This is a genomic window from Pseudomonas machongensis, from assembly GCF_034961125.1.
Lineage (GTDB): Bacteria > Pseudomonadota > Gammaproteobacteria > Pseudomonadales > Pseudomonadaceae > Aquipseudomonas > Aquipseudomonas machongensis.
In genome coordinates this window covers 91,259-115,755 of the sequence record NZ_JAYFUI010000037.1, presented here as the reverse complement: position 1 = coordinate 115,755, position 24,497 = coordinate 91,259, and the positions used below count along the sequence as shown (strand labels likewise).

At 64.2% G+C, this 24,497-nt stretch carries 23 protein-coding genes and 1 pseudogene; 19 read left to right on the top strand and 5 right to left on the bottom strand.

The genetic code is table 11. From position 1 onward, the window contains the following. Nucleotides 1-75 precede the first annotated feature (75 nt). Nucleotides 76-357: a DUF3509 domain-containing protein gene (locus VA602_RS02225; protein WP_323452361.1), complete on the top strand. Its 282-nt coding sequence runs from the start codon at nucleotides 76-78 to the stop codon at nucleotides 355-357. A 136-nt stretch (nucleotides 358-493) separates the two neighbouring features. Here the strand turns inward: VA602_RS02225 and VA602_RS02220 are convergent, their stop codons facing one another. Continuing rightward, the gene (locus tag VA602_RS02220) at nucleotides 494-1,369 is read right to left on the bottom strand and encodes a TIGR02285 family protein (RefSeq protein ID WP_323452360.1); all 876 of its coding nucleotides are present in this window, start codon (nucleotides 1,367-1,369) and stop codon (nucleotides 494-496) included. Between the two features lie 17 nt (nucleotides 1,370-1,386). Then, a complete protein-coding gene (locus VA602_RS02215; protein WP_323452359.1) occupies nucleotides 1,387-2,586 on the bottom strand; it encodes a CaiB/BaiF CoA transferase family protein in 1,200 nt (399 codons plus the stop codon). A gap of 163 nt (nucleotides 2,587-2,749) precedes the next feature. On the opposite strand from VA602_RS02215, the gene VA602_RS02210 reads away from it, so the two are divergent. The 18 genes and pseudogenes from VA602_RS02210 (at nucleotide 2,750) to VA602_RS02125 (ending at nucleotide 22,583) form a co-directional block, all read left to right on the top strand. Next, a complete protein-coding gene (locus VA602_RS02210) occupies nucleotides 2,750-3,292 on the top strand; it encodes a YaeQ family protein (RefSeq protein ID WP_054895081.1) in 543 nt (180 codons plus the stop codon). Between the two features lie 29 nt (nucleotides 3,293-3,321). Next, the gene (recJ, locus tag VA602_RS02205; RefSeq protein WP_323452358.1) at nucleotides 3,322-5,031 is read left to right on the top strand and encodes a single-stranded-DNA-specific exonuclease RecJ; all 1,710 of its coding nucleotides are present in this window, start codon (nucleotides 3,322-3,324) and stop codon (nucleotides 5,029-5,031) included. Nucleotides 5,032-5,180: 149 nt separating this feature from the next. Continuing rightward, nucleotides 5,181-6,287, top strand: a complete 1,107-nt coding sequence (locus tag VA602_RS02200) for an NADH:flavin oxidoreductase/NADH oxidase (RefSeq protein WP_323452357.1) — start codon at nucleotides 5,181-5,183, stop codon at nucleotides 6,285-6,287. Nucleotides 6,288-6,403: 116 nt separating this feature from the next. After that, nucleotides 6,404-7,129 (top strand): annotated as a pseudogene (locus VA602_RS02195) (tellurite resistance TerB family protein). Nucleotides 7,130-7,255: 126 nt separating this feature from the next. Then, complete coding sequence (locus VA602_RS02190) at nucleotides 7,256-8,878, top strand: methyl-accepting chemotaxis protein (RefSeq protein WP_323452356.1); 1,623 nt, start codon at nucleotides 7,256-7,258, stop codon at nucleotides 8,876-8,878. 5 nt (nucleotides 8,879-8,883) lie between these two features. Beyond that, nucleotides 8,884-9,390: a chemotaxis protein CheW gene (locus tag VA602_RS02185; RefSeq protein WP_323452355.1), complete on the top strand. Its 507-nt coding sequence runs from the start codon at nucleotides 8,884-8,886 to the stop codon at nucleotides 9,388-9,390. Next, nucleotides 9,387-10,658 carry a CheR family methyltransferase gene (locus VA602_RS02180; RefSeq protein WP_323452354.1) on the top strand — a complete coding sequence of 424 codons (1,272 nt, stop codon included), beginning with the start codon at nucleotides 9,387-9,389 and terminating at the stop codon, nucleotides 10,656-10,658. Before VA602_RS02185 ends, VA602_RS02180 begins: the two co-directional genes overlap by 4 nt. After that, the gene (locus VA602_RS02175; RefSeq protein WP_151925333.1) at nucleotides 10,655-11,320 is read left to right on the top strand and encodes a chemotaxis protein CheW; all 666 of its coding nucleotides are present in this window, start codon (nucleotides 10,655-10,657) and stop codon (nucleotides 11,318-11,320) included. Before VA602_RS02180 ends, VA602_RS02175 begins: the two co-directional genes overlap by 4 nt. Beyond that, entirely contained in the window at nucleotides 11,317-13,602 is a 2,286-nt protein-coding gene (locus tag VA602_RS02170; protein WP_323452353.1) for a hybrid sensor histidine kinase/response regulator, read from the top strand. Before VA602_RS02175 ends, VA602_RS02170 begins: the two co-directional genes overlap by 4 nt. Next, nucleotides 13,599-14,612: a chemotaxis response regulator protein-glutamate methylesterase gene (cheB, locus tag VA602_RS02165; RefSeq protein WP_323452352.1), complete on the top strand. Its 1,014-nt coding sequence runs from the start codon at nucleotides 13,599-13,601 to the stop codon at nucleotides 14,610-14,612. Before VA602_RS02170 ends, cheB begins: the two co-directional genes overlap by 4 nt. Before the next feature lie 51 nt (nucleotides 14,613-14,663). After that, a complete protein-coding gene (locus tag VA602_RS02160) occupies nucleotides 14,664-15,668 on the top strand; it encodes a response regulator (RefSeq protein WP_054895071.1) in 1,005 nt (334 codons plus the stop codon). 154 nt (nucleotides 15,669-15,822) lie between these two features. Then, nucleotides 15,823-16,918 (top strand): peptide chain release factor 2 gene (gene prfB, locus VA602_RS02155; protein ID WP_112897576.1). Its coding sequence is split into 2 segments (ribosomal slippage): nucleotides 15,823-15,894 and nucleotides 15,896-16,918, totalling 1,095 coding nucleotides; the frame shifts between segments, so codons are not numbered across the junction. A gap of 93 nt (nucleotides 16,919-17,011) precedes the next feature. Continuing rightward, nucleotides 17,012-18,514 (top strand): lysine--tRNA ligase, encoded by a 1,503-nt coding sequence (gene lysS, locus VA602_RS02150; protein WP_054895070.1) that lies wholly within the window; start codon nucleotides 17,012-17,014, stop codon nucleotides 18,512-18,514. A gap of 179 nt (nucleotides 18,515-18,693) precedes the next feature. Beyond that, nucleotides 18,694-19,446: a TetR/AcrR family transcriptional regulator gene (locus VA602_RS02145; RefSeq protein ID WP_063543332.1), complete on the top strand. Its 753-nt coding sequence runs from the start codon at nucleotides 18,694-18,696 to the stop codon at nucleotides 19,444-19,446. 30 nt (nucleotides 19,447-19,476) lie between these two features. Continuing rightward, nucleotides 19,477-20,025 (top strand): LolA-like protein, encoded by a 549-nt coding sequence (locus VA602_RS02140; RefSeq protein ID WP_054895068.1) that lies wholly within the window; start codon nucleotides 19,477-19,479, stop codon nucleotides 20,023-20,025. Between the two features lie 62 nt (nucleotides 20,026-20,087). Beyond that, nucleotides 20,088-21,365 (top strand): flavohemoglobin expression-modulating QEGLA motif protein, encoded by a 1,278-nt coding sequence (locus VA602_RS02135; RefSeq protein WP_054895067.1) that lies wholly within the window; start codon nucleotides 20,088-20,090, stop codon nucleotides 21,363-21,365. Next, entirely contained in the window at nucleotides 21,337-22,260 is a 924-nt protein-coding gene (locus VA602_RS02130; protein WP_323452351.1) for an alpha/beta hydrolase, read from the top strand. The genes VA602_RS02135 and VA602_RS02130 overlap by 29 nt, the downstream gene beginning before the upstream one ends. Next, nucleotides 22,257-22,583 (top strand): hypothetical protein, encoded by a 327-nt coding sequence (locus VA602_RS02125; RefSeq protein ID WP_063543336.1) that lies wholly within the window; start codon nucleotides 22,257-22,259, stop codon nucleotides 22,581-22,583. Before VA602_RS02130 ends, VA602_RS02125 begins: the two co-directional genes overlap by 4 nt. A gap of 72 nt (nucleotides 22,584-22,655) precedes the next feature. Here VA602_RS02125 and VA602_RS02120 read toward each other — a convergent pair whose 3' ends face one another. From VA602_RS02120 to VA602_RS02110, 3 genes are all read right to left on the bottom strand, one after another. Further along, nucleotides 22,656-23,438, bottom strand: a complete 783-nt coding sequence (locus VA602_RS02120) for an OmpA family protein (protein WP_054895064.1) — start codon at nucleotides 23,436-23,438, stop codon at nucleotides 22,656-22,658. A gap of 50 nt (nucleotides 23,439-23,488) precedes the next feature. Then, complete coding sequence (locus VA602_RS02115; RefSeq protein WP_054895063.1) at nucleotides 23,489-23,902, bottom strand: DUF4398 domain-containing protein; 414 nt, start codon at nucleotides 23,900-23,902, stop codon at nucleotides 23,489-23,491. Nucleotides 23,903-24,146: 244 nt separating this feature from the next. Then, nucleotides 24,147-24,491 carry a pilin assembly protein gene (locus VA602_RS02110; protein WP_323452350.1) on the bottom strand — a complete coding sequence of 115 codons (345 nt, stop codon included), beginning with the start codon at nucleotides 24,489-24,491 and terminating at the stop codon, nucleotides 24,147-24,149. Between the last annotated feature and the right edge of the window lie 6 nt (nucleotides 24,492-24,497).

The window sequence follows — 24,497 nt, the reverse complement described above, 5'->3', positions numbered from 1 at the left end:
AGGCGCGTGCGGGCGAACTTTCCGAAGTGCCTGGCGGTCAGTTCCGATAGGTCCCCGACAAAGCGAGTACGCCGGATGGAAAGAATCTGCTCCCTGCTCAACGATGCCCTGTCCCCTTATCACACCCGCCTCGACGAAGTAGATGCGCGCGGCAATCGCCAACTCACCTTGCTCGATGCGCAGGGCAACGAGGTGTTGCGCCGCGCCGTGAGTGTGCGTCAGCTAGAGGAGCAGCGCTTGCTGGTCGATCTGGTCGACGGTCTGCACCGCGACCTGCAGATCGTCGAGGGGCGTCTGCAGCCTTGTGTGATCGCGGCCTTGCAACACCGACATCAACCTCAGGGAACCTTTGCCTGAGTGTCTCGTCAGACTTTATAGGGCGCTCGAACGCTGCTTTGCTCCGGTAGCGTTGGATCGCCGTACAGAGTCCGCTCAAGGGCTTTGAGTTGACCCCGGATGTCTTCCCCAGCATCCGGGGTTTCTTTTGCCTGCGTCATGGCAGGGCGTTGGCTGCAGAGGGAAGCTCCTCGACCAGGTGCCGTGTCTGCTCCAGGTACTCTGTGCGCAGTTCGGGGTCGAGCCAGCTTGCGTAGAACTCAGGGAGTACTTCCTGGCGCAGGTGCGGCAACAGCTTGTCGATATGGGCGATGGCTTGGCGTCCCAGTGGCGTGTCGGAGCAGCCCACATGCAGAAACTGATAGCGATTCGCACCCTTGATCGGGTGGAACTGGTAGCCGTCCAGCGAGCCGCCCTGCTGCTGGATCAGGTAACGCACCTCCGGCCAGTACCCAAGTACCAGTTGCAGGCGCCCCAGTTGCTGCATCTGCAAAAGGTTGGCGGTGGCATCGTTGCCGTAGTGGCGGCTCAGCGTGGTTTCTGGCAACTGGCGCAGGATATCGTCGACCACTACTCCGTAGCTGCGTTGGGCCACGATTCCCAACTTCATCCCTGGCCGTTCCAGCACCTGCTTCAGGTCCACAGGCGTGCTGTCCTCGGATTCGTCCAATCGTCCCGGGTCTGCCTTGCGGATGACCAGCCCGCTGCTGAGGATGGGCAGCGTGGGTTGGGAGAAATGCACGAAACGGGCGCGTTCCGGTGTCCATAGCAGGGTCGGGTCGCAGGTGAAGCTGCGTTCCTGAAGCATCTGGATGCCGCGCGCGCGATTTACCCGCAGGACCGTGTGATCGTATTCGGGCATCTGCTCGATGAGCAGGGGCAGCATGCGATCGACCACGCCCTGGCCCTTTTCCTGGCCTTCGAAAATAGTGAACGGCGGCAGGTCGCGCACCAGCCAGGTCAGGCGTTCACGGGCCTGGCCCTGCTGCGAGGACAACAGCAGGACGCAGAGCAGCACAAACATGCGCACCATGCTTGCTCGACGCCCGATCAGACCGCCCCCTGCTCGCGCAGGCGTGCCACCTCGGCAGTGCTATAGCCCAGCCCGGCGAGCAGTGTCGCCGTGTGCTCTCCCAGCGCAGGCCCGACCCACTCCGTGGAGCCGGGTGTCTGCGACAGCTTGGGCACGATCCCCGGCATCTTGAAGGGCTTGCCGTCTGGGAGCTTCGCCTGAAGGAACATTTCCCGGGCGAGGAATTGCGGGTCGCTGAACATGTCCTCGGCCGAATAGATGCGGCTGGCAGGCACGCCTGCGTCGTTCAGCGCCTGCATCACCTGTTCCAGCGGCAGGCTGTTGACCCAGCGGTCGATCACCCCGTACAGCTCGTCGCGACGCAGGTCACGGCCATCGTTGCTGGCCAGGGTTGCATCCTCGGCGAGGTCGTCGCGGCCAATGGCCTGCATGAAGCGTTTGAAGATCGCATCGCCGTTGGCGCCGATCTGCACGTGCCGGCCGTCGGCGCTGGTGTGGATGGAGGAGGGGGTGATGCCCGGCATGATGTTGCCGGCGCGCTCGCGAATGAAACCGAACACGTCGAACTCCGGCACCATGCTTTCCATCATCGCGAAGATTGCCTCGTACAGCGCCACATCCACCACCTGTCCTTCACCGCCATTGACTTCGCGGTGGCGCAGGGCCATCAGTGCACCAATCACGCCCCAGAGGGCGGCGATCGAGTCACCGATGGAAATGCCCGTGCGCACGGGCGGACGATCCTCGAAACCGGTGATGTAGCGCAGGCCCCCCATGGACTCGCCGACGGCACCGAAGCCTGGCTGGTCCTTCATCGGCCCGGTCTGGCCGAAGCCCGACAGGCGCACCATTACCAGGCGCGGGTTGAGGGCATGCAGCACCTCCCAGCCAAGGCCGAGTTTCTCCAGCACGCCAGGGCGGAAGTTCTCGATCAGGATGTCAGCATCGGCCAGCAATTGCTTGAGGATCTCGCGTCCTTCGGGGTGCTTGAGGTTGAGCGTGAGCGATTGCTTGTTGCGCGCCTGGACGAACCACCACAGCGAAGTCCCTTCATACAGTTTGCGCCACTTGCGCAGCGGATCGCCGCCATCAGGTGATTCGACCTTGATCACCTCGGCGCCGAATTCGGCGCAGATACGCGAAGCGAAGGGGCCGGCGATCAAGGTGCCGAGCTCGATGACCTTCAGACCGGCGAGGGGTTTGGCGGGGGTGGGCATGGTGCGTCCGTGGCGACAGAAAAGAGGCTTGGTTTTATCACAGCTGGTCAATGGCAGATACTGTTGCAAGGCAGAGTCCAGTGCACGCAGATGCGCAACCACCCACCCCAACAAACTCGGATCGGTTAAACTCTGCGACTTTCTCCAAAGAAGCCCCTTTCCCATGGCCCAGCCTTCCACCACCTACAAGTTCGAACTGAATCTGACCGACCTCGACCGCGGCGTGTACGAAAACGTACGTCAGACGATCGCTCGTCACCCGTCGGAGACCGAGGAACGCATGGCCGTCCGTCTGCTGGCCTACGCCCTTTGGTACAACGAGAACCTGTCGTTCGGCCGCGGTCTGTCGGATGTCGATGAGGCCGCCCTGTGGGAAAAAAGCCTGGATGATCGCATCCTGCACTGGATCGAAGTCGGCCAGCCCGACGCCGACCGTCTCACCTGGTGCTCGCGCCGTACCGAGCGCACCAGCCTGCTGGCCTACGGCAGCTTGCGGGTGTGGGAGAACAAGGTGGTCGGCGCGGTCAAGGGCCTGAAAAACCTGAGCATCGCTGCTGTCCCGCAGGAAGTCCTGGAGGTTCTGGCCACCGACATGCCGCGTACCATCAAATGGGATGTGATGATCAGTGAAGGCACGGTATTCGTCACCGACGACCGTGGCCAGCACGAAGTCCAATTGCAGTGGCTGCTCGGTGAGCGCGGCTGACCTGATCCGATCTGACAGCCGAAGACCCCATGCGTATCGAACCCCGCCCCCTGCCATCGGCACTGCCCTTCCTTGGCAACCTGCCACCCCTGTTGACCCGCCTTTATGCCGCCCGCGGCGTGCAGAGCGAGTCCGAACTGGACAAGAGCCTGGCGCGCCTGTTGCCGTACCAGCAACTTAAAGGAATCGAGGCGGCCGTCGACCTGTTGGTCGAGGCCCTGGACCTGCGTCAGCGCATCCTGATCGTCGGCGACTTCGACGCCGATGGCGCCACCGCCAGCACCGTAGGTGTGCTGGGGCTGCGACTGCTGGGTGCGGCCCATGTGGATTACCTGGTGCCCAATCGCTTCGAGTACGGCTATGGCCTGACCCCGGAGATCGTGCAGGTGGCGTTGCAGCGTCAGCCGCAACTGCTGATCACTGTCGATAACGGTATCTCCAGTGTCGATGGCGTGGCGGCGGCCAAGGCTGCCGGACTCAAGGTCCTGGTCACCGACCACCACCTGCCTGGCGAGCAGTTGCCCGACGCCGATGCGATCGTCAACCCGAACCAGCCAGGCTGCACCTTCCCCAGCAAGTCGCTGGCCGGGGTGGGGGTGATCTTCTACGTGCTGATGGCCCTGCGTGCCCGTCTGCGCAGCCTTGGACGCTATGAGACGCAGGCCCAACCGAACATTGGCGAACTGCTCGACCTGGTGGCGTTGGGCAGTGTCGCCGACGTGGTGCCGCTGGACGCCAACAACCGTATCCTCGTGCACCAGGGGCTCGAGCGCATCCGTGCCGGGCGTGCTCGTCCTGGGTTGAAGGCAATTCTCGAAGTGGCGCGGCGCGATCATCGGCGCATCACCTCGACCGACCTGGGTTTCATCCTCGGGCCACGGCTCAACGCCGCCGGTCGGCTGGACGACATGAGCCTGGGCATCGAATGCCTTCTGTGCGAAGACCCCGCCGTGGCGCTGGACATGGCCGGGCAACTGGACGGGCTCAACCAGGATCGCAAGTCCATCGAGCAGGGCATGCAGCGCGAAGCCCTGGCCCAGCTCAAGGACCTGCCGATCGAGTCCATGCCCTATGGCCTGTGCCTGTTCGACCCCGACTGGCACCAGGGTGTGATCGGTATCCTCGCCTCGCGCCTGAAGGAGCGCTACCACCGACCGACCATCGCCTTTGCCGATGCGGGCGAGGGCATGCTCAAGGGCTCTGCCCGTTCGGTGCCGGGCTTCCATATCCGCGATGCGCTGGATGCCGTGGCCGCACGCCAGCCGCACCTGATCAGCAAGTTCGGCGGCCACGCCATGGCCGCAGGCTTGTCGCTGCCTGAGGCTAACTTCCAGGCCTTCGCCGATGCGTTCGACGAAGAGGTGCGGCGCCAGTTGTGCGAGGACGACCTGACCGGGCGCCTGCTGTCCGACGGCACCCTGGCGGTCGAGGAGTTTCATCTGGACCTGGCCCGCGCCCTGCGCAATGCTGGCCCTTGGGGGCAGCATTTTCCCGAGCCGCTGTTCCATGGCGTGTTCCAGATGGTCGAACAGCGCGTGGTGGGGGAGCGGCATCTGAAAGTGGTGCTCAAGAGCGAGTGCGGCTCGGTGAAACTCGATGGGATCGCCTTCGGCATCGACCGCGACGTGTGGCCCAACCCGACGGTGCGTTGGGTGGAGGTGGCCTACAAGCTCGATGTGAACGAGTTTCGCGGCAATGAAAGCGTGCAACTGATGATTGCGCACATGGAGCCGCGCTGACAGAGGGCAGCCCTCAGCGCGGGGCGTCCATCCGGCGGAACCTCCCCCCAGGGTAATCTGGTCTAGTCTCAGAGAAGACCGGTACCGGGCCACGGCCGCACACGAGTGTCCGGGCCGGATCACCATTGGAGTCCTTGGGAGGTCCCCTCATGAGCCTGCTGCTTGAGCCGTATACCCTGCGTCAGCTGACCCTGCCCAATCGCATTGCGGTTTCGCCAATGTGCCAGTACTCGAGCGTCGATGGCCTGGCCAACGACTGGCACCTTGTCCACCTGGGCAGCCGCGCCGTCGGTGGCGCCGGGCTGGTGATCACCGAGGCGGTGGCTGTCACTGCCGACGGAAGAATCACCGCCGAAGACCTCGGGTTGTGGAACGACGACCAGATCGTCCCACTGCAACGTATCACCCGCTTCATCACTTCCCAGGGCGCCATTCCGGGCATTCAGCTGGCGCATGCCGGGCGCAAGGCGAGCACCCATCGTCCCTGGCTCGGCAAGCACGGCAGCGTCAAGGTCGAGGACGGCGGCTGGCAGCCGGTCGGGCCTTCGAAGATCGCCTTCGATCCGGAGCATACGCCGCCGCGCGAGCTGAGCCACGATGAGATCCAGGGTGTTGTCCAGGCCTTCGTCCAGGCCGCCGAGCGTGCCAAGGCAGCCGGGTTCAAGGTCGTCGAAATCCATGCGGCCCACGGCTACCTGCTGCATCAGTTTCTTTCGCCGCTGAGCAACCAGCGGCGTGACGAGTACGGCAGCTGCTTCGAGAACCGTATTCGTCTGACGCTTCAGGTGACCGAGGCCGTACGTGAGGTGTGGCCGCAGGAGTTGCCGCTGTTCGTGCGGGTATCGGCCACCGATTGGGTCGAGGATGGCTGGAACCCAGACGAGACGGTCGAGCTGGCGCGTCGTCTGAGGGCGCTGGGGGTCGACCTGATCGACGTGTCCTCGGGCGGCACCTCGGTCAATGCCGAAATCCCCACCGGCCCGGGTTACCAGACCCGCTTCGCCGAGCGGGTGCGCAAGGAGTCGGAAGTCGCCACCGGCACCGTGGGCATGATCACCGAACCCGCCCAGGCCGAGCACATCCTGCGTACCGGTCAGGCCGACCTGATCTTCCTCGCCCGCGAACTGCTGCGCGACCCTTACTGGCCGCTGCATGCCGACGATGACCTGGGTGGCAACAAGGCAATCTGGCCTGCGCAGTACCAACGTGCGACCAGCCGGGCCAATCCGATTCATGAGTCGGATCTGCGGGAGTGATGGATACGCGTACCGTTCGACTGGCCGGATGCAACATCCCGAAGCAAATGCGTTAAGGGAGAATTCAGGCTGCGGGCCTACTCTGGAGCTTTCCTATCCGTCCAGGAGTCATCCAGATGAACACCCGTGGTCTGCTCGATCAACTGCTCAAGTCCGGCCAGTCACTGCTGCAGAACCAGCAGGGCAAGGGCGGGGCGGGCAAGGTGCCCGGTCTTGGTGATCTGCTCGGGGGTGGCCAAGGCAAGGGCTCTGGCCTTGGCGGCCTGCTTTCCGGTGCCGGAGGCGGGGCGCTGGCGGCCGGGGCCATGGGCCTGCTGCTGGGCAGCAAGAAGGCGCGCAAGTACGGTGGCAAGGCACTCACCTACGGTGGCCTCGCCGCCCTTGGCGTGCTGGCCTACAAAGCCTATGGCAACTGGCAGGCGCGCCAGGGCCAGGCTCCTGCGCAGGAGCCATAGACCCTCGATCGCCTGCCACCAGCCCAGGCCGAGCAACACAGCCAGGCGGTGCTAAAGGCGCTGGTGGCGGCGGCCAAGTCCGACGGTCATATCGATGAGCGCGAGCGTGAACTGATCGAGGGCGAGTTCGTGCGCCTGGACAGCGATCGCGAGCTGCAGGCCTGGCTGCATGCCGAGCTGAACAAGCCGCTCGATCCTGCCGAAGTGGCCCGTGCCGCACAGACCCCTGAAATGGCCGCAGAGATGTACCTGGCCAGTGTGATGATGGTCGATCAGGAACACTTCATGGAGCGCGCCTACCTTGACGAACTGGCCCGCCAATTGCGCCTGGACCCGAACTTGCGTGAGGAACTGGAACGCCAGGTACGGGACGCTGCAGCGCAGTGATGTGGCGATTGGCTATTTAATCGGCAGGGATGCCGGAATACTCCGCAATTCAACCGATAACGCGCCTGGCGCCTAGGCTATACTTCGACGATTTTCCCGCTCGTGAAGAATTCCTGAGGGCTGATTGTGAAGAACTGGACCTTGCGCCAACGGATCCTGGCAAGTTTCGCCGTGATCATCGCCATCATGCTGTTGATGATCGTAGCGGCGTATTCACGCCTGGTCACCATCGAAGCCAGCGAGCAGGCAGTGGGCACGGACAGCATTCCGGGGGTTTACTACAGCTCGATGATCCGCAGCGCCTGGGTCGACAGCTACGTCGCCAGCCAGCAGTTGGTCGGCTTGTCCAACCATCGCGAGCTGACCTCGGCCGACCTCGAGCTGTTCAAGGGTTTCCACGACCGCCTCAGGGCGCAGATGGCCAACTACCAGGGCACGATCCAGGACGCGCAGGACCAGGCATTCTTCGACACCTTCGTGCGCCTCGAGGAGGCCTACGTCAAGGTGGTCGACCAGGTCCTGGCAGCCTACCGCGAGAAGAACTACCCCGAAGCCGAGCGCCTGATCGCCGAAGTACTGACACCGGCCTGGACCGACGGGCGCAAGCACCTGAACTCGGTGATCGACCGCAATACCGAATCCGCCAATGCCGCCACCCGCGAGATCGTCAGCGCCGTGGCCACCGCCAAGGGCAGCATGATCGTTTCGCTGATCCTGGCGATTGTCGCTGCTGGTATCTGCGGCCTGCTGCTGATGCGCGCCATCAGTGCTCCCATGCAACGCATCGTGCACGCCCTCGACAAGCTGCGCTCGGGTGACCTCAGCGCGCGCCTGAACCTGGACCGCAAGGATGAGTTCGGCGCCATCGAGAATGGTTTCAATGAAATGGGCGAGGCGCTTGCCAACCTGGTGGCCCAGGCCCAGCGCTCATCGGTGCAGGTGACCACCTCCGTCACCGAGATCGCCGCCACCTCCAAGCAGCAGCAGGCCACGGCCACCGAAACCGCTGCAACCACCACGGAAATTGGCGCCACCTCGCGCGAGATCGCCGCGACCTCGCGTGACCTGGTGCGTACCATGACCGAGGTGACCAGTGCCGCCGACCAGGCTTCGAGCCTTGCCGGTTCCGGCCAGCAAGGCCTGGCGCGCATGGAGGAAACCATGCATCAGGTGATGGGCGCCGCCGACCTGGTCAACGCCAAGCTGGGCATCCTCAACGAGAAGGCCAGCAACATCAACCAGGTGGTGGTGACCATCGTCAAGGTCGCCGACCAGACCAACCTGCTGTCGCTCAACGCGGCCATCGAGGCGGAAAAAGCCGGTGAGTACGGCCGCGGTTTTGCCGTGGTGGCCACCGAAGTGCGCCGCCTGGCCGACCAGACCGCAGTGGCCACCTACGACATCGAGCAGATGGTGCGCGAGATCCAGTCCGCGGTGTCGGCTGGGGTCATGGGCATGGACAAGTTCTCCGAGGAAGTGCGCCGCGGCATGTTCGAGGTGCAGCAGGTAGGCGAGCAGCTCAGTCAGATCATTCATCAGGTGCAGGCGCTGGCGCCACGGGTCCTGATGGTCAACGAGGGCATGCAGGCCCAGGCCACCGGCGCCGAGCAGATCAACCAGGCGTTGGCCCAGCTCAGTGATGCCAGCACGCAGACGGTCGAGTCGTTGCGCCAGGCCAGTTTCGCCATCGACGAACTGAGCCAGGTGGCTGCCGGGCTGCGTGGCGGTGTCTCGCGCTTCAAAGTCTGACGGCGATGAACGATCTGCAACCGCGTGATCAGCGGCAGGCCGAAGCCAAGGGCGTGTTGTACCTGCTGTTCCATATTGGCGCACAGCGCTTTGCCCTGGATGTGCGCGAAGTGATAGAGGTGCTGCCGTTGCGCCCGCTCAAGCCCATCGCCCAGGCGCCCGTCTGGGTCGCCGGGATCCTCGGGCATCGCGGTGCGCTGGTACCGGTCATCGACCTGTCGTCCCTTACCTTCGGCGCGCCTGCGCCGCAGCGCACCAGCACGCGCCTGGTACTGGTGCGTTATGGCAATGACCTGCAACTGGGGCTGGTGCTCGAACAGGCGACCAACACCTTGCGTTGCCAACCCGAGGAGTTCCAGCCCTATGGGGTGGACAACAGCGAGGCACGTTACCTGGGGCCAGTGCGACAGGATGCACAGGGGCTGTTGCAGCGCATCCAGGTCGACGACCTGTTGAACGATGCCGTACGCCTGCTGTTGTTCCCGGATCAATCCGCGCAGGTGGCAGGATGATCGAACAACGCTTCTTCCGCTTCCTGCAGGAGCGCATCGGCCTGGATGTGGACTCGGTGGGCGCGCCGATGGTCGAGCGGGCCCTGCGCCAGCGGTGCGTGGTACTTGCCGCGCGTGACCTCGACGACTACTGGCTGCGCCTGCAGCAATCGCCCGGCGAGCAGCAGGCGTTGATCGAGGCAGTGATCGTCCCCGAGACCTGGTTCTTCCGTTATCCCGAATCGTTCACGGCATTGGCCGGGCTGGCGCAAAAACGCCTGGTCGAGCTGGCCGGATCACGACCGCTGCGTATCCTCAGCCTGCCGTGCTCGACCGGCGAGGAGCCCTATTCGATTTCCATGGCGCTGCTCGATGCCGGTCTGTCTCCATCGGCCGTGCGCATCGATGCCATGGACATCAGCCCCAGCTCCCTCGCCCGTGCCGAGCAGGCCGTGTATGGACGCAACTCGTTTCGGGGCAGTGAACTGGCATTCCGTGAGCGGCACTTCGACTGCACCGATGACAGTTACCGGCTGCATGAGCGCGTGCGCCAGCAGGTCAGTCTGGAGCCCGGCAATGTGCTCGATCCCGCCCTGCGCAGTCGCAAGGGAGTCTACGATTTTGTCTTTTGTCGCAACCTGCTGATCTATTTCGACGTACCTACCCAACAGCGGGTTTTCGAGGTGCTCAAGCAGCTGCTCCACGACGATGGCGTGCTGTTCATCGGCCCTGCCGAGGGCAGCCTGCTGGCGCGCCTGGGCATGCGGCCGATCGGCATCGCTCAGTCGTTCGCCTACGTGCGTCAGGATCAGCTCGGCGTGCAGCCACCGGTCAACCCGGTACCGCCGGCACGGCCCGCCATCGCGCCGGTGGCTTCGCCGCGTCCAGTCGCCATGCCCGTGGCGGCACCACCCTTTGCCCGTGCTCCCCGCCCGCCCGCCAGGCCGGTTGCGTTGGCGACCGTGAACGAGAACGAAAGCGAGTTGCTGGCAGCCATCGCCCGCCAGGCCAATGCCGGTGCCAGCGAGCAGGCCCGCGCCAGTTGCGAGCGCTACTTGCGTCTGTTCGAACCCGCGGCGCAGGTCTACTACTGGCTGGGGCTGCTCAGCGATACCCAGGGCGATGCCGGCGAAGCACTCAAGCATTACCGCAAGGCCCTGTACCTCGAGCCGCAGCACACCGAGGCGCTGCTGCACCTGGCCACGCTGTTGGCATCCCAGGGGGATGTCACAGGGGCACGGCGCCTGCAGGAGCGGGCGGCGCGGGCGGGCAGGGAGTCTGAACGATGAGTGGTGCCTACTCGATGGACCTGATCGCCCGGGACCATGAAGACATCGACGACTGCTGGAATCGCATCGGTGTCCATGGCGACAAGCAATGTCCGCTGTTGGACCGGCACATCCACTGCCGCAATTGCGAAGTGTATGCCGCGGCGGCTACCCGCCTGCTCGACCGCTACACCTTGTTGCAGGACGAGCATGTCGAGACCGTGCAGGTGGAACAGGGCACTGTCGGCCGTTCCATGCTGCTGTTCAGGCTGGGGGAGGAGTGGCTGGCGCTGGCCACGGCCTGCCTGGCGGAGATCGCGCCGCTGCAGGCCGTTCACTCGCTGCCGCACCAGCGTTCGCGGATGTTGCAGGGGGTCGCCAACGTGCGAGGTGCGCTGGTGCCGTGCCTGTCGTTCGCCGACCTGTTGGGCATGGAGCTGGCGCCGACACAGGAGCGTAGCGGCCGGGTGATGCCACGTATGTTGATCCTGGCTGCCGAAGGTGGCCCGGTGGTATTGCCGGTCGACGAGATCGACGGCATCCATCGGCTGGACACTGCGCGCCTGCACGAGGAGCACGACGCGGCCCACTTCACGCTGGCGGTACTGCAATGGCGTGGCCGCAGTGTGCGTGTACTCGATGAACAACACCTCCTGTCTGCCGTGAAGCGGAGCCTGTCATGACCCCGGAGCAAATGCGCGACGCATCGTTGCTCGAACTGTTCAGCCTTGAGGCCGAGGCCCAGACCCAAGTGCTCAGTGCCGGGCTGTTGGCCCTCGAGCGCAATCCGGCCCAGGTCGACCAGCTGGAAGCCTGCATGCGCGCAGCGCACTCCCTCAAGGGCGCCGCGCGTATCGTCGGCATCGATGCCGGCGTCAGCGTCGCTCATGTCATGGAGGATTGCCTGGTCGCGGCCCAGGAGCGCCGCCTGTTGCTGCGCCCTGAGCACATCGATGCCTTGTTGCAGGGCACTGACCTGCTGATGCGCATTGCAACACCCGGGGATACCCAGGCCGAAACGGCGGTGCCAGCGTTCCTCGTGCAGATGGCCATGTTGCTTGACCCTTCTTCGGCACCCGCGCCGGATGCTGCCGGCGCTGCGGCCACGCCTTCGCCGCTGGCGATGCCGCCCGAGGTGCCGACGACGCCTGTCGAGCCCGAGGCGGAAGTGGAGCCGGCGCCCGCAGCCAGGGGTGGCAAGCGCGCAGGCGAGGGCGCTGAGCGCGTGCTGCGGGTCACCGCCGACCGCCTGAACAGCCTGCTCGACCTGTCGAGCAAGTCGTTGGTGGAAACCCAGCGGCTCAAGCCCTATCTCGCCAGCCTGCAGCGCCTCAAACGCATGCATGGCCAAGGCATGCGCGCCCTCGACGGGCTCAAGAGCCAGCTCGAGGGCAGCGGGCAGAGCGCCGAGGTGCTCGATGCCCTGGCCCAGACCCAGCGCTTGCTCGCCGAAACCCAACAGATCCTCCAGCAGCAGGCTGCCGACCTCGACGAGTTCGGCTGGCAGGCGAGCCAGCGCGCGCAGTTGCTGTACGACACTGCGCTGGCCTGCCGGATGCGTCCCTTCGCCGATGTGCTGACCGGGCAGAGCCGCATGGTGCGCGACCTTGGGCGCTCCCTGGGCAAGCAGGTGCGGCTGCTGATCGAGGGCGAGAAGACCCAGGTCGACCGTGATGTGCTGGAAAAACTCGAGGCGCCGCTCACGCACTTGCTGCGCAATGCTGTCGACCATGGCATCGAGCAGCCCGAGCGACGCCTGTTGGCGGGCAAGCCCAGTGACGGCACGCTGCGCCTGCGCGCATCGCACCAGGCCGGGTTGCTGATTCTCGAACTGAGCGACGACGGTGCGGGCATCGACCTTGAGCGCCTGCGCCGCAGCATCGTCGATCGGGCACTGTCGCCCGCAGAGACCGTGGCGCAGATGAGCGAGGCCGAGCTGCTGACCTTCCTGTTCCTGCCCGGTTTCAGCCTGCGTGACCAGGTCACCGAGGTGTCTGGACGAGGCGTCGGCCTGGACGCGGTGCAGCACATGGTGCGCGAACTGCGCGGGTCCATCGAGCTCACTCAGGTGGCGGGGCAGGGCTGCTGCTTCCACCTGGAGGTACCGCTGACGCTGTCGGTGGTGCGCAGCCTGGTGGTCGAGGTCGGTGGCGAGGCCTACGCCTTCCCGTTGGCGCATATCGAACGCACTCTCGATGTACCGGCCGAGGCCATCGTGCAGATCGAAGGTCGTCAGCACTTCTGGCACGAAGACCGCCATATCGGCCTGGTCGCCGCAAGCCAGTTGCTCAACCGTCCGGCGGCGCAGGAGGAGGCGGACAACCTGCGCGTGGTGGTCATCCGCGAGCGGGAGCAACTGTACGGTGTGGCCGTGGAGCGCCTGATCGGCGAGCGCGTGCTGGTGGTGATGCCGCTCGACCCGCGTCTGGGCAAGGTCCAGGACATTTCCTCCGGCGCCTTGCTCGACGATGGCTCGGTGGTGCTGATCATCGATGTCGAAGACCTCTTGCGCTCGGTGGACAAGCTGCTGAGCACCGGGCGCCTGGAGCGTATCGATCGCGGGGCACGGGCGGGACGGGGAGTGGCGCGCAAGCGCATCCTTGTGGTCGACGACTCGCTGACGGTACGCGAGCTCCAGCGCAAGCTGCTGGGTACGCGGGGCTACGACGTAGCGGTGGCGGTCGATGGCATGGATGGCTGGAACGCCCTGCGCAGCGAAGACTTCGACCTGCTGATCACCGACATCGACATGCCGCGCATGGACGGTATCGAGCTGGTCACCCTGGTGCGTCGCGACAATCGCCTGCAAACGTTGCCGGTGATGGTGGTGTCTTACAAGGACCGGGAAGAGGACCGCCGACGTGGACTGGATGCAGGCGCCGACTATTATTTGGCCAAGGCCAGCTTCCATGACGATGCGTTGCTGGATGCGGTGGAGGAGTTGATTGGAGGAGCCCAGGGATGAGGATCGCCATCGTCAATGACATGCCCATGGCTGTCGAAGCCTTGCGCCGTGCGCTGGCCTTCGAGCCTATGCACGAAGTGATCTGGGTGGCCGGCAATGGTGCCGAGGCCGTGCACAAGTGTGCCGAGCAGACGCCGGACCTGATCCTCATGGACCTGATCATGCCGGTGATGGATGGCGTGGAGGCGACTCGCCGGATCATGGCCGAAACCCCTTGCGCCATCGTCATCGTCACGGTGGATCGCAAGCAGAATGTGCACCGGGTGTTCGAGGCCATGGGCTACGGCGCCCTCGATGTGGTCGACACGCCGGCACTGGGCGCGGGCGATGCCCGGGAGGCGGCGGCACCGTTGCTGCGCAAGATCCTCAACATCGGCTGGTTGATCGGCCAGCAGCGCTCCAGCGCGGCGCGCACCGTGGCGGCGCCGGTGCGCAACCCAGTGCTTCGCTGCGGCCTGGTGGCCATTGGTTCGTCGGCAGGCGGCCCGGCTGCGCTGGAAGTGTTGCTCAAGGGACTGCCACGGGATTTTCCGGCGGCCATCGTGCTGGTCCAGCATGTCGATCAGGTGTTCGCCGCCGGTATGGCCGAATGGCTGAGCGGTGTGTCCGGGCTACCGGTACGCCTGGCCCGCGAGGGTGAACCACCGCAACCGGGGCAGGTGCTGCTGGCAGGTACCAACCATCATATCCGGCTGTTGCAGAATGGCCAGCTGGCGTATACCGCCGAGCCGGTCAACGAAATCTACCGCCCCTCGATCGACGTGTTCTTCGAGAGCGTGGCGCGCTTCTGGCGCAGCGATGCGGTGGGCGTGCTGCTCACCGGCATGGGCCGCGATGGCGCGCAGGGCCTGAAGTTGATGCGCGAGCAGGGCTTCCTGACCATCGCCCAGGACCAGCAAAGCAGTGCGGTGTATGGCATGCCCAAGGCCGCCGCAGCGATCCAGGCGGCGGTCGAGATACGACCGCTGGAGCGAATTGCCGGGCGACTTGTGGAAATCTTTCCGAAATGACGATATGTATTGAGTCACGCCGCCTGGCCGGTAGTGACCTGGTGAATAGGGATGAATGACCTACCGATCGATGGTTTCACGACGATCAACGAAAGCGCCGCGATGGTCCTGCTGGTCGACGACCAGGCGATGATCGGCGAGGCGGTGCGTCGTGGGCTGTCCCACGAGGAAAACATCGACTTCCACTTCTGTGCCGATCCACACCAGGCGGTAGCCCAGGCCATGCGCATCAAGCCGACGGTGATCCTCCAGGACCTGATCATGCCGGGCCTGGACGGTCTGACGCTGGTGCGCGAGTACCGCAACAACCCGGCGACCCAGGATATCCCGATCATCGTCCTGTCGACCAAGGAGGACCCGCTGGTCAAGAGTGCGGCCTTCGCCGCCGGGGCCAACGACTACCTGGTCAAGCTGCCGGACACCATCGAGCTGGTGGCGCGTATCCGCTATCACTCGCGCTCCTACCTCACCCTGCTGCAGCGTGACGAGGCTTATCGCGCCTTGCGTGTCAGCCAGCAGCAGCTGCTCGACACCAACCTGATGCTGCAGCGGTTGATGAACTCCGATGGCCTGACCGGGCTGTCCAACCGCCGCCACTTCGACGAGTACCTGGAACTGGAGTGGCGCCGCGCCATGCGCGAGCAGCAGCAGCTGTCGCTGCTGATGATCGATGTCGACTACTTCAAGGCCTACAACGACAGCTTCGGCCATCTGGCCGGTGACGAAGCGTTGCGCCAGGTGGCCGAAGCGATCCGCGGCTCCTGCTCGCGCCCAAGCGACCTGCCGGCGCGCTATGGCGGCGAGGAGTTCGCCCTGGTGCTGCCCAACACCTCGCCAGGTGGTGCACGGCTGATTGCGGAAAAGCTGCGCCAGACCGTGCTGGGTCTGAATATTCCGCACAGTGCCCCGCAACCGGAATCGCGCCTGACCGTGAGCATTGGCCTGGCGACGCAGACGCCGAGTGTCGGCAGTCATTGCCGGCAGTTGATTTCGGCGGCGGACAAGGGGCTGTACCTGGCCAAGAACAGCGGGCGTAACCAGGTCGGGGTTGCCTGAAACCAGCGCGCATTGCGCGAAACCCTGGGAGCTGTGCAGCCGGGTCGGCCCAGCAATGGGCAAGTGCAGTGGCTGCCCGGCGGGGCTGCCGCCCTGGCATGAATGGCGTTATACTCGCAGGCTTTTCACCGAATTCGTGCGAGTAGCCAGAGCCATGGAAATCCAACCGATCCTGAACACCATCAAGGACCTCACCGAACGCTCCCAGTCCATTCGGGGGTATCTTTGACTACGATCACAAAGCTGATCGTCTGATCGAAGTCAACCGCGAGCTGGAAGACCCCAACGTCTGGAACAAGCCCGAGTACGCTCAGGCCCTGGGCCGCGAACGTGCCATGCTGGCGCAGGTGGTCGAGACCCTCGACAAGCTGTCCAACGGCCTGGCCGACTGCCAGGACCTGCTCGACATGGCGGTCGAGGAGGGTGACGAAGGTGCCGTCGGCGACGTCGTGACCGAACTGGAAGGCCTGGAAGAAAACCTTGCCCAGCTCGAGTTCCGTCGCATGTTCAGCGGCGAGATGGACATGAACAACGCCTACCTGGACATCCAGGCCGGCTCCGGTGGCACTGAAGCGCAGGACTGGGCCAACATCCTGCTGCGCATGTACCTGCGCTGGGCCGACAAGCGCGGTTTCGACGCCACCATCATCGAGCTGTCCGAAGGTGAAGTCGCCGGCATCAAGGGCGCCACCGTGCACATCAAGGGCGAATACGCCTTCGGCTGGCTGCGCACCGAGATCGGCGTGCACCGCCTGGTGCGCAAGAGCCCGTTCGACTCCGGTGCCCGTCGCCATACCTCGTTCTCGGCGGTGTTCGTCTCGCCCGAGATCGACGACAAGGTCGAGATCGAGATCAACCCGTCCGACCTGCGCATCGACACCTACCGCTCCTCCGGCGCCGGTGGCCAGCACGTCAACACCACCGACTCGGCGGTGCGTATCACCCACGTGCCGACCAACACCGTGGTGGCGTGCCAGAACGAACGCTCCCAGCACGCCAACAAGGATACCGCCATGAAAATGCTGCGGGCCAAGTTGTACGAGCTGGAAATGCAGAAGCGCAACGCCGCCTCGCAGGCGCTGGAAGACAGCAAGTCGGATATCGGCTGGGGTCACCAGATCCGCTCCTATGTACTCGATGATTCGCGTATCAAGGACCTGCGTACCGGTGTCGAGCGCAGCGACTGCCAGAAGGTCCTCGACGGCGACCTCGACCAGTACCTGGAAGCCAGCCTCAAGCAGGGGCTGTAAACCGCACACCACTGCCGCGATACGAGGCCATGGGCCCGTATCGCGTGCCCTGCCCGACAGGGGCACCGAATACCTGATGGAAACAATGACGACATGAGCGACCTCAAGACCGAATCGCAAGACCTGCAACAGGAAGAAAACACCCTGATCGCCCTGCGCAAGGAAAAACTTGCCGCCGAGCGTGCCAAGGGCAACGCCTTCCCCAACGACTTCCGTCGCGACAGCTACTGCAACGACCTGCAGAAGCAATACGCGGACAAGACCAAGGAAGAGCTGGAAGCAGCCGCGATCCCGGTCAAGGTTGCCGGTCGCATCATGCTCAACCGTGGCTCGTTCATGGTGATCCAGGACATGACCGGGCGCATCCAGGTCTACGTCAACCGCAAGACCCTGCCCGAAGAAACCCTCGCCGCGGTCAAGACCTGGGACCTGGGCGACATCATCAGCGCCGAAGGTACCCTGGCTCGCTCGGGCAAGGGCGACCTGTACGTCGAGATGACCGACGTGCGCCTGCTGACCAAGTCGCTGCGTCCGCTGCCGGACAAGCACCATGGCCTCACCGACACCGAGCAGCGCTACCGCCAGCGCTACGTCGACCTGATGGTCAACGAGGAAACCCGCCACACCTTCCGTGTGCGTTCGCAGGTGATCTCGCATATCCGCAAATTCCTGATCGAGCGCGACTTCCTCGAAGTCGAGACGCCGATGCTGCAGACCATCCCTGGCGGCGCTGCGGCCAAGCCGTTCGAAACCCACCACAACGCTCTGGACATGGCCATGTTCCTGCGCATCGCGCCGGAGCTGTACCTCAAGCGCCTTGTCGTTGGTGGCTTCGAGAAAGTGTTCGAGATCAACCGCAACTTCCGTAACGAAGGCGTTTCGACCCGGCACAATCCCGAGTTCACCATGCTCGAGTTCTACCAGGCCTACGCCGACTATCGTGACAACATGGACCTCACCGAAGAGCTGTTCCGCGAGCTGGCGCAGCTGGTACTGGGTACTACCGACGTGCCGTACGGCGACAAGGTATTCCACTTCGGCGAGCCGTTCGCGCGCCTGTCGGTGTTCGATTCGATCCTCAAGTACAACCCGGAGCTGACCGCCGCCGACCTGCAGGACGTCGACAAGGCCCGCGCCATCGCCAAGAAGGCTGGCGCCAAGGTGCTGGGCCACGAAGGTCTGGGCAAGCTGCAGGTGATGATTTTCGAAGAGCTGGTCGAGCACAAGCTGGAGCAGCCGCACTTCATTACCGAGTATCCGTTCGAAGTGTCGCCGCTGGCCCGTCGCAACGATGACAATCCGGCTGTGACCGACCGCTTCGAGCTGTTCATCGGTGGTCGCGAAATCGCCAACGCCTACTCCGAGCTCAACGATGCCGAAGACCAGGCCGAGCGCTTCCTGGCGCAGGTCGCCGAGAAGGACGCCGGTGACGACGAAGCCATGCACTACGATGCCGACTTCGTGCGTGCCCTGGAGTACGGCATGCCGCCTACGGCAGGTGAAGGTATCGGTATCGACCGTCTGGTGATGCTGTTGACCAACTCGCCGTCGATTCGCGATGTGATCCTGTTCCCGCACATGCGTCCGCAGGCTTGAGTGATTTGAAAAAGCCGCCTCTCGGGGCGGCTTTTTCTTGCCTGGCTGTGTAGTCTCTGTACCGGCCCTATCGCGGGGCAAGTCGGATCGCCGCACCGCCGCTCCTGCAGGTGCGGCGCTGTACCTGTAGGAGCGGCGGTGCGGCGATCCGACTTGCCTCGCGAGGGCCGGTACAGACAATGAACATCCCCCAGACAGACACCGAGGTTCCTACCGTGCCCCCCGCAAACGCCCAGCAAGGCGCCGCCGGCGTAGCCAACGCCGTCGCCGAGAGCGTGCAGTACCAAGGTCGCAAGACCAGCCGCCAGGGCAGCGAGCAACGCCGCCAGCAGATCCTCGACGCGGCCATGCGCATCGTCGTGCGCGACGGTGTGCGCGGTGTGCGCCACCGCGCAGTGGCGGCCGAGGCCGAGGTGCCGCTGTCGGCCACCACCTATTACTTCAAGGATATCGAAGACCTGCTCACCGATACCTTCGCCCAGTACGTCGAACGCAGCGCCGCCTACATGGCCAAGCTGTGGGCCAACACCGAAGTGGTGCTGCGCCAGTTGCTGGCCCAGGGCGACTGCAGCCCTCAGTCCCGTGCACGCCTTGCCGACGAAGTGGCGCGCATGACCGCCGACTATGTGACCCGCCAGCTGTACAACCGCCGCGACTTCCTGATGGCCGAGCAGGCCTTCCGCCAGGAGGCGCTGCTGTGCCCCCGTCTGGCCGAACTGGTGCGGGCCCATGAGCAGATCCTGCTGCATGGCGCGCGGCAGATGCTTCAGGTGGTGGGCTCGCGCCAGCCCGAGCAGGACGCCCTGGTGTTGACGGCCATCATCGAGCAGATGGAATATCAAGGGCTGCTCAAAGAAGCGAACGCCCAGGCCGATGGGCAGATGCTCGCTATCCTTACCCGTTACCTGCACTTGGTGCTGGCCGCGGTTTGAGGCGCAGCCGATCTTTTCAAGGAGAACCTGATGAAAGCCTGGCGTGTGCTGTTGTTGACCTTGTCGTTCCTGCTGCTGGGCGGGTGTCTGGTGACCTTCGACGAACCGCTGGCCAGTAATGAGCCGGCCCCCAAGGCCTTGCTGGGCCAATGGAGCAGCAAGGATGCCTGGGGCCAGCCACTGAAGCTGACCATCAGCCGCGTCGGCGGTAACACCTACAAGGCCGTGGCCCGTACGCAGGGCAAGGCCGCCGAGGAATACACCTTCAGTGTGTCGCGCCATGGCAACCGCTGGTACCTGTCGGCCGGCGTGCCCAAGCGGCTGGGGGGCAAGTTCCTGATTGGCGGTTTCGAGGTCGTCGACGGCAAGCAGCTGGTGGTCTACAACCTTGACGTCGAGCAGGTCCAGCAGGCTGTAAACAACAAGGAGTTGAGCGGACGCAGCACCGAGGTGCCCGAGGATAACGGACCGGGTGTGCTGATCGACAGCCCCGCCGAGCGGGTGCTGGCCTACCTCGATGATCCGGCCAACTCCGACCTGTTCGTCGAGGTGGCGCGGTTCCAGCGGGCCGGCAAATAGCGGATACCGCGTACCTGTGGGAGCGGGCTTGCCCGCGAATAGGGCCTTACAAGGAGTCCCCGGTGGACGAATACCAGCAAACCATACGCGCATTGTCCGACCGTATCGTCGCGGCCCAGACCCCGATCCGGGTCCTGGACGCGGTGAAATGGGACGACGGCATTCGCCAGGGCTTTTTCAAGGCCAAGGGCAAGGAGCCGCCTGCGGTGGACCGTGCCTACTACCAGAACCGTCCGCTGTCGTTCGACTCCAGCGCGGTGAAGGCCGAGTTCCAGGCCATCGAGCGCGACATCATCCGCCAGCTCGGCCAGTTCAACCCGGTCGGGCAGATCATGAAGCGCATGTGCCGCGAATACCGCATGGTGGTGCGCATGCTCGAAGCGCGCGGCACCGAGGACTTCGGCCTGATTTCCCAGGAGCTCTACGGCGCCGCTTCCGACGCGTTCCACGCGGGTGACCCGACCCTGGCCGACCTGGGGCTGATGCTCTCGGACTACCTGAACAACATCGATGGTCGTGGTGACCTGAAGGACGAGCCGAAAAACCTCACGGCCAAGGAGGCGGTGGAAATCCTCCAGCGCCGCCTGAACAAGGTCTTCGGCGAGGCAGAAGAAACCATCCGCGTGTTCGAGTCCGATGGCATCGTCGCCGATGCGGCGGCCGGTGCCGACTACATCAAGGTGCGCGCCGATGCCATGTTCAACAGCCGCGACGTACGCGCGCTGGAAGTCCACGAGGGGCTGGTGCACGTGGGCACAACGCTCAACGGCCTGAACCAGCCGATCTGCACTTTCCTGGCCAAGGGGCCGCCCTCGTCGACCGTGACCCAGGAGGGCCTGGCCATCCTCATGGAGGTGATCGCCTTCGCCTCCTACCCCAGCCGCTTGCGCAAGCTGACCAACCGCACCCGCGCCATCCACATGGTGGAGCAGGGCGCCGATTTTTTGCAGGTATACGAGTTCTTCCGTGGCCAGGGCTTCGAGATGGCCGAAAGCTATGGTAATGCCAGCCGGGTATTCCGCGGTTCGGTACCCAATGGCCTGCCGTTTACCAAGGACTTGTCCTATCTCAAGGGCTTCATCATGGTTTACAACTACATTCAGTTGGCCGTGAGAAAGGGCAAGCTGGAGCAGATTCCGCTGCTGTTCTGCGGCAAGACCACGCTGGAAGACATGCGCACCTTGCGCCAACTGGTCGAGGAGGGCCTGGTGGAACCGCCGAAGTACCTGCCCGAACAGTTCCGCGACCTCAACGCGCTGTCGGCCTGGATGTGTTTCTCCAACTTCCTCAATCACCTGAGCCTGGATCGCATTGAAGCCGACTACGCGAACATTCTCTAAGCGTTGCCGCACCCTGTTGCTCGGGCTCGGACTGACGTGCCTGGCCGGTTGCAGCAGCCTGCTGTTCTATCCAGAGCCGGGCCAGCCGTTCACCCCCGAGCGAGCGCACCTGCAATACCGCGATGTCACGCTGACCACCGAGGATGGCACTCGCCTGCATGGCTGGTGGCTGCCGGCCAAGTCGGGCGTCGAGGTCAAGGGCACGGTGCTGCATCTGCACGGTAATGGTGGCAACCTGGCCTGGCACCTGGGTGGCAGTTACTGGCTGCCCGAGCAGGGTTATCAGGTTCTGATGATCGATTACCGCGGCTATGGCCTGTCCCAGGGCACGCCGACACTGCCGGCGGTCTACGAGGATATCGACGCTGCGCTGGACTGGCTGGGCAAGGCGCCCGAGGCACAGGGCAAGCCGCTGGTGCTGCTCGGCCAGAGCCTGGGAGGTGCGATGGCCATCCATTACCTGGCCGGCCATCCCGAGCAGCGCCAGCGTTTCAGTGCGCTGGTCTTCGATGGCGTACCGGCGAGTTACCGCGACGTCGGGCGTTTCGCCCTGAGCACGTCGTGGATGACCTGGCCGCTTCAGGTGCCGCTGTCGTGGCTGGTGCCGGACGCTGACAGCGCGATCCACTCCATCGAACGCCTGGACAGCCCGCCCAAGCTGTTCTTCCACAGCATCGATGACAAATTGGTGCCCATGGCCAACGGTATCCGCCTGTACCAGCATGCCCCGCCGCCCCGCGTGTTGCAGTTGACCCGCGGCGACCATGTGCAGACCTTCGCCGACCCGACCTGGCGTCAGGTGATGCTGCGCTTCCTCGACGACCCCAGCCGCTTCAACGGCCTGCGCCGACTGGCGGAAGTCCCGAACTACCCTGACGAGAAGAATGAGCAATGAGTGAAGAACGCAACGCCATCCCGCTGATCCTGACCGGTGTCGGCAGCATCATCGTGACGGTGGGTGCCTTGTGGTACTACGGCTACCTGCATTTCGCCAAGCCCGAGGACGCCCTGCTGCTGCAGGACTACACCATGCTCAAGACCATCCCGGGCGAAGACTATCGGGTTTCTCTCGATCCATCGCCGCAGGTGGCGCAGTGCGTCGAGGGTGTTCTGGTGCTGTTCGACACCCAGCAGAAGGGCCTGACGGGCGTGCTGGTCGACAACCGCAAGCGGGCGATCCGCTGCATGGGCCAGGACACGCCGCAGCAGGTGCAGTGACCCATCGCTGTTCCCCAGACATGAAAAACCCGCCATCAAGGCGGGTTTTTCATGTCACTCACGTAACCTGTATCAGCGCATGGTAGAACGCGGCTGAACTGGCTGGTTGTCGTTGGAGATGGTCACCTCCACGCGACGGTTCTGCGCACGGCCCGAGTTGCTGGAGTTGTCCGCGACCGGATACTCCTTGCCATAGCCCTGGGCGACCACGCGGGACGGGTCGATGCCGGCACGCAGCAGCGCACGGCGCACGCTTTCGGCGCGACGCTCCGACAGGCCCTGGTTGTAGCTGGCCGAACCGACGCTGTCGGTATAGCCCTCGACGATCACCTTGCGCTCCGGGTTTTCCTGGAGGAAGTTGGCCAGGGTGGTGATGTTCGGCAGGGCGCTGCTCTTCAGGTCAGCCTTGTTGAAGTCGAACAGCACGTCGCCGAAGGTCACCAGCGTACCGCGGTCGGTCTGCTTGGCGTTGAGGCTGTCCTGCAGCTTCTTGATCTGCGCGTCGCGGGCGTCCAGCTTGGCCTGGGCGCGTTGCGCCGCCGCATTCTTGATATCGGCTTCGGCGGTACGCAGGGCGATGGTCTGTTTGGCGACTTCGACACGCTGGTTGGTCAGGTAGGCCAGTTGATCGACCTTCTTCTCGTCTTCGCGGTCCATGTAGGCCTTGTCAGCCTTGTTCAGCCAGTCCTGGGCATCCTTGGTCTCGAGGGCTGCCAGCTTGCTCGCCTGCGGATCGCTCTGCAGCGCCGAGAAGTTGGTGCGGGCCGATTCGAGGTTGGCGTTCGGGTCGTGCGAGCACGCAGCCAGACCGACGCTCAGAGCCAACAGGGCAGGGATCATTACGTAATTGCGCAGTGTGTTCATCCTTTGATCGATAACGAAGGCAGGGGAATACCGGACAGGCCTCACTGGGCGCTGCGCAGGCCTTCCTCACGTACGTCCTGAACGCCCTGGCGGGCATCCTGCACGGCTTTCTGGGCCTTGGCTGCCTGTGCCTTGCGCTCGGCAACACGGGCGTCCCATTCGGCCTGTTCGGCCAGTCGCTTGGCTTCGTCGTACTTCTTGTCATGCATGGCGATTTCCGCCTGCTTGAACTTGTCCTGCGCCGCTTTCATCTCCACGGCGGCAAACTCGGTGCCGCCTGCGCTGACGGCAGAGTTCACGGCAGACTGGGTCACCGCGTACTGCTCGGTCGGCGGGTTGCCAGCACAGCCAGCCAGTACCAGGCTGCTGCCAAGCGCCAGCGCGGCCAGCTTGAGCCCGCGCAGAGAGTTGGACGGGAATTTTTCGGTGCGGGTCTTCATGGTGGTCAACTCCATTGGATCACTCCTGATAACGATGTCCGTGGCAGTCCATCGCTCCCTGACATACGCATGTGCTCGAGTCCGAAGCCAAACACCATGCGTGCAGGGTTTTTGCGTGATGGCTATTGGCTCCGACTTGAGCATTTTCAGAATAGTTCAGAAAAAGTTGCGTAGGCTTCGTAATTATTTCTGACTGGTCAGTCAGTGCTTTTCCTACGGAACTATTGCCGTGCGCGGCAGTATTCGCGGGCCTTCCAGCTCAAGCGTCGCGCTTGGGAGGCGTGTGGCTGAGGTCGTGCAGATGCCGCCGCGACAGGCTGAGGAAGCGTGGCGTGGGGCCGATATCTTCGTACAGCGGATCACCCTCTTCATCGGTGGCGATCACCTGCTGGCCCTTCACGTAGGGGAAGCTGGCTTCGAGTTCTTCGAGCGCGGCGGCAACCAGTTCGCCGAGCAATTCTTCGGTGGTGCGCTTGGGGTACATCTCGACCAAGGCTGCCAGGCGCGCTTCGGACTCCAGGTCCAGGTGCAGGTGGTGCCCGGTGGGGCTGAGGGTGCCGGCGGCGTTCTGTTCCCAATGTTGTGCGAGCTCGCGGATTTTCATGATGAC

Bases quoted from the DNA above. Each gene is read 5' to 3' on its own strand.
- VA602_RS02225 (WP_323452361.1), top strand. From the start codon at position 76: ATGGAAAGAATCTGCTCCCTGCTCAACGATGCCCTGTCCCCTTATCAC.
- VA602_RS02220 (WP_323452360.1), bottom strand. From the start codon at position 1,369: ATGGTGCGCATGTTTGTGCTGCTCTGCGTCCTGCTGTTGTCCTCGCAG.
- VA602_RS02215 (WP_323452359.1), bottom strand. From the start codon at position 2,586: ATGCCCACCCCCGCCAAACCCCTCGCCGGTCTGAAGGTCATCGAGCTC.
- VA602_RS02210 (WP_054895081.1), top strand. From the start codon at position 2,750: ATGGCCCAGCCTTCCACCACCTACAAGTTCGAACTGAATCTGACCGAC.
- recJ (WP_323452358.1), top strand. From the start codon at position 3,322: ATGCGTATCGAACCCCGCCCCCTGCCATCGGCACTGCCCTTCCTTGGC.
- VA602_RS02200 (WP_323452357.1), top strand. From the start codon at position 5,181: ATGAGCCTGCTGCTTGAGCCGTATACCCTGCGTCAGCTGACCCTGCCC.
- VA602_RS02185 (WP_323452355.1), top strand. From the start codon at position 8,884: ATGAACGATCTGCAACCGCGTGATCAGCGGCAGGCCGAAGCCAAGGGC.
- VA602_RS02180 (WP_323452354.1), top strand. From the start codon at position 9,387: ATGATCGAACAACGCTTCTTCCGCTTCCTGCAGGAGCGCATCGGCCTG.
- VA602_RS02175 (WP_151925333.1), top strand. From the start codon at position 10,655: ATGAGTGGTGCCTACTCGATGGACCTGATCGCCCGGGACCATGAAGAC.
- VA602_RS02170 (WP_323452353.1), top strand. From the start codon at position 11,317: ATGACCCCGGAGCAAATGCGCGACGCATCGTTGCTCGAACTGTTCAGC.
- cheB (WP_323452352.1), top strand. From the start codon at position 13,599: ATGAGGATCGCCATCGTCAATGACATGCCCATGGCTGTCGAAGCCTTG.
- VA602_RS02160 (WP_054895071.1), top strand. From the start codon at position 14,664: ATGAATGACCTACCGATCGATGGTTTCACGACGATCAACGAAAGCGCC.
- lysS (WP_054895070.1), top strand. From the start codon at position 17,012: ATGAGCGACCTCAAGACCGAATCGCAAGACCTGCAACAGGAAGAAAAC.
- VA602_RS02145 (WP_063543332.1), top strand. From the start codon at position 18,694: ATGAACATCCCCCAGACAGACACCGAGGTTCCTACCGTGCCCCCCGCA.
- VA602_RS02140 (WP_054895068.1), top strand. From the start codon at position 19,477: ATGAAAGCCTGGCGTGTGCTGTTGTTGACCTTGTCGTTCCTGCTGCTG.
- VA602_RS02125 (WP_063543336.1), top strand. From the start codon at position 22,257: ATGAGTGAAGAACGCAACGCCATCCCGCTGATCCTGACCGGTGTCGGC.
- VA602_RS02115 (WP_054895063.1), bottom strand. From the start codon at position 23,902: ATGGAGTTGACCACCATGAAGACCCGCACCGAAAAATTCCCGTCCAAC.
- VA602_RS02110 (WP_323452350.1), bottom strand. From the start codon at position 24,491: ATGAAAATCCGCGAGCTCGCACAACATTGGGAACAGAACGCCGCCGGC.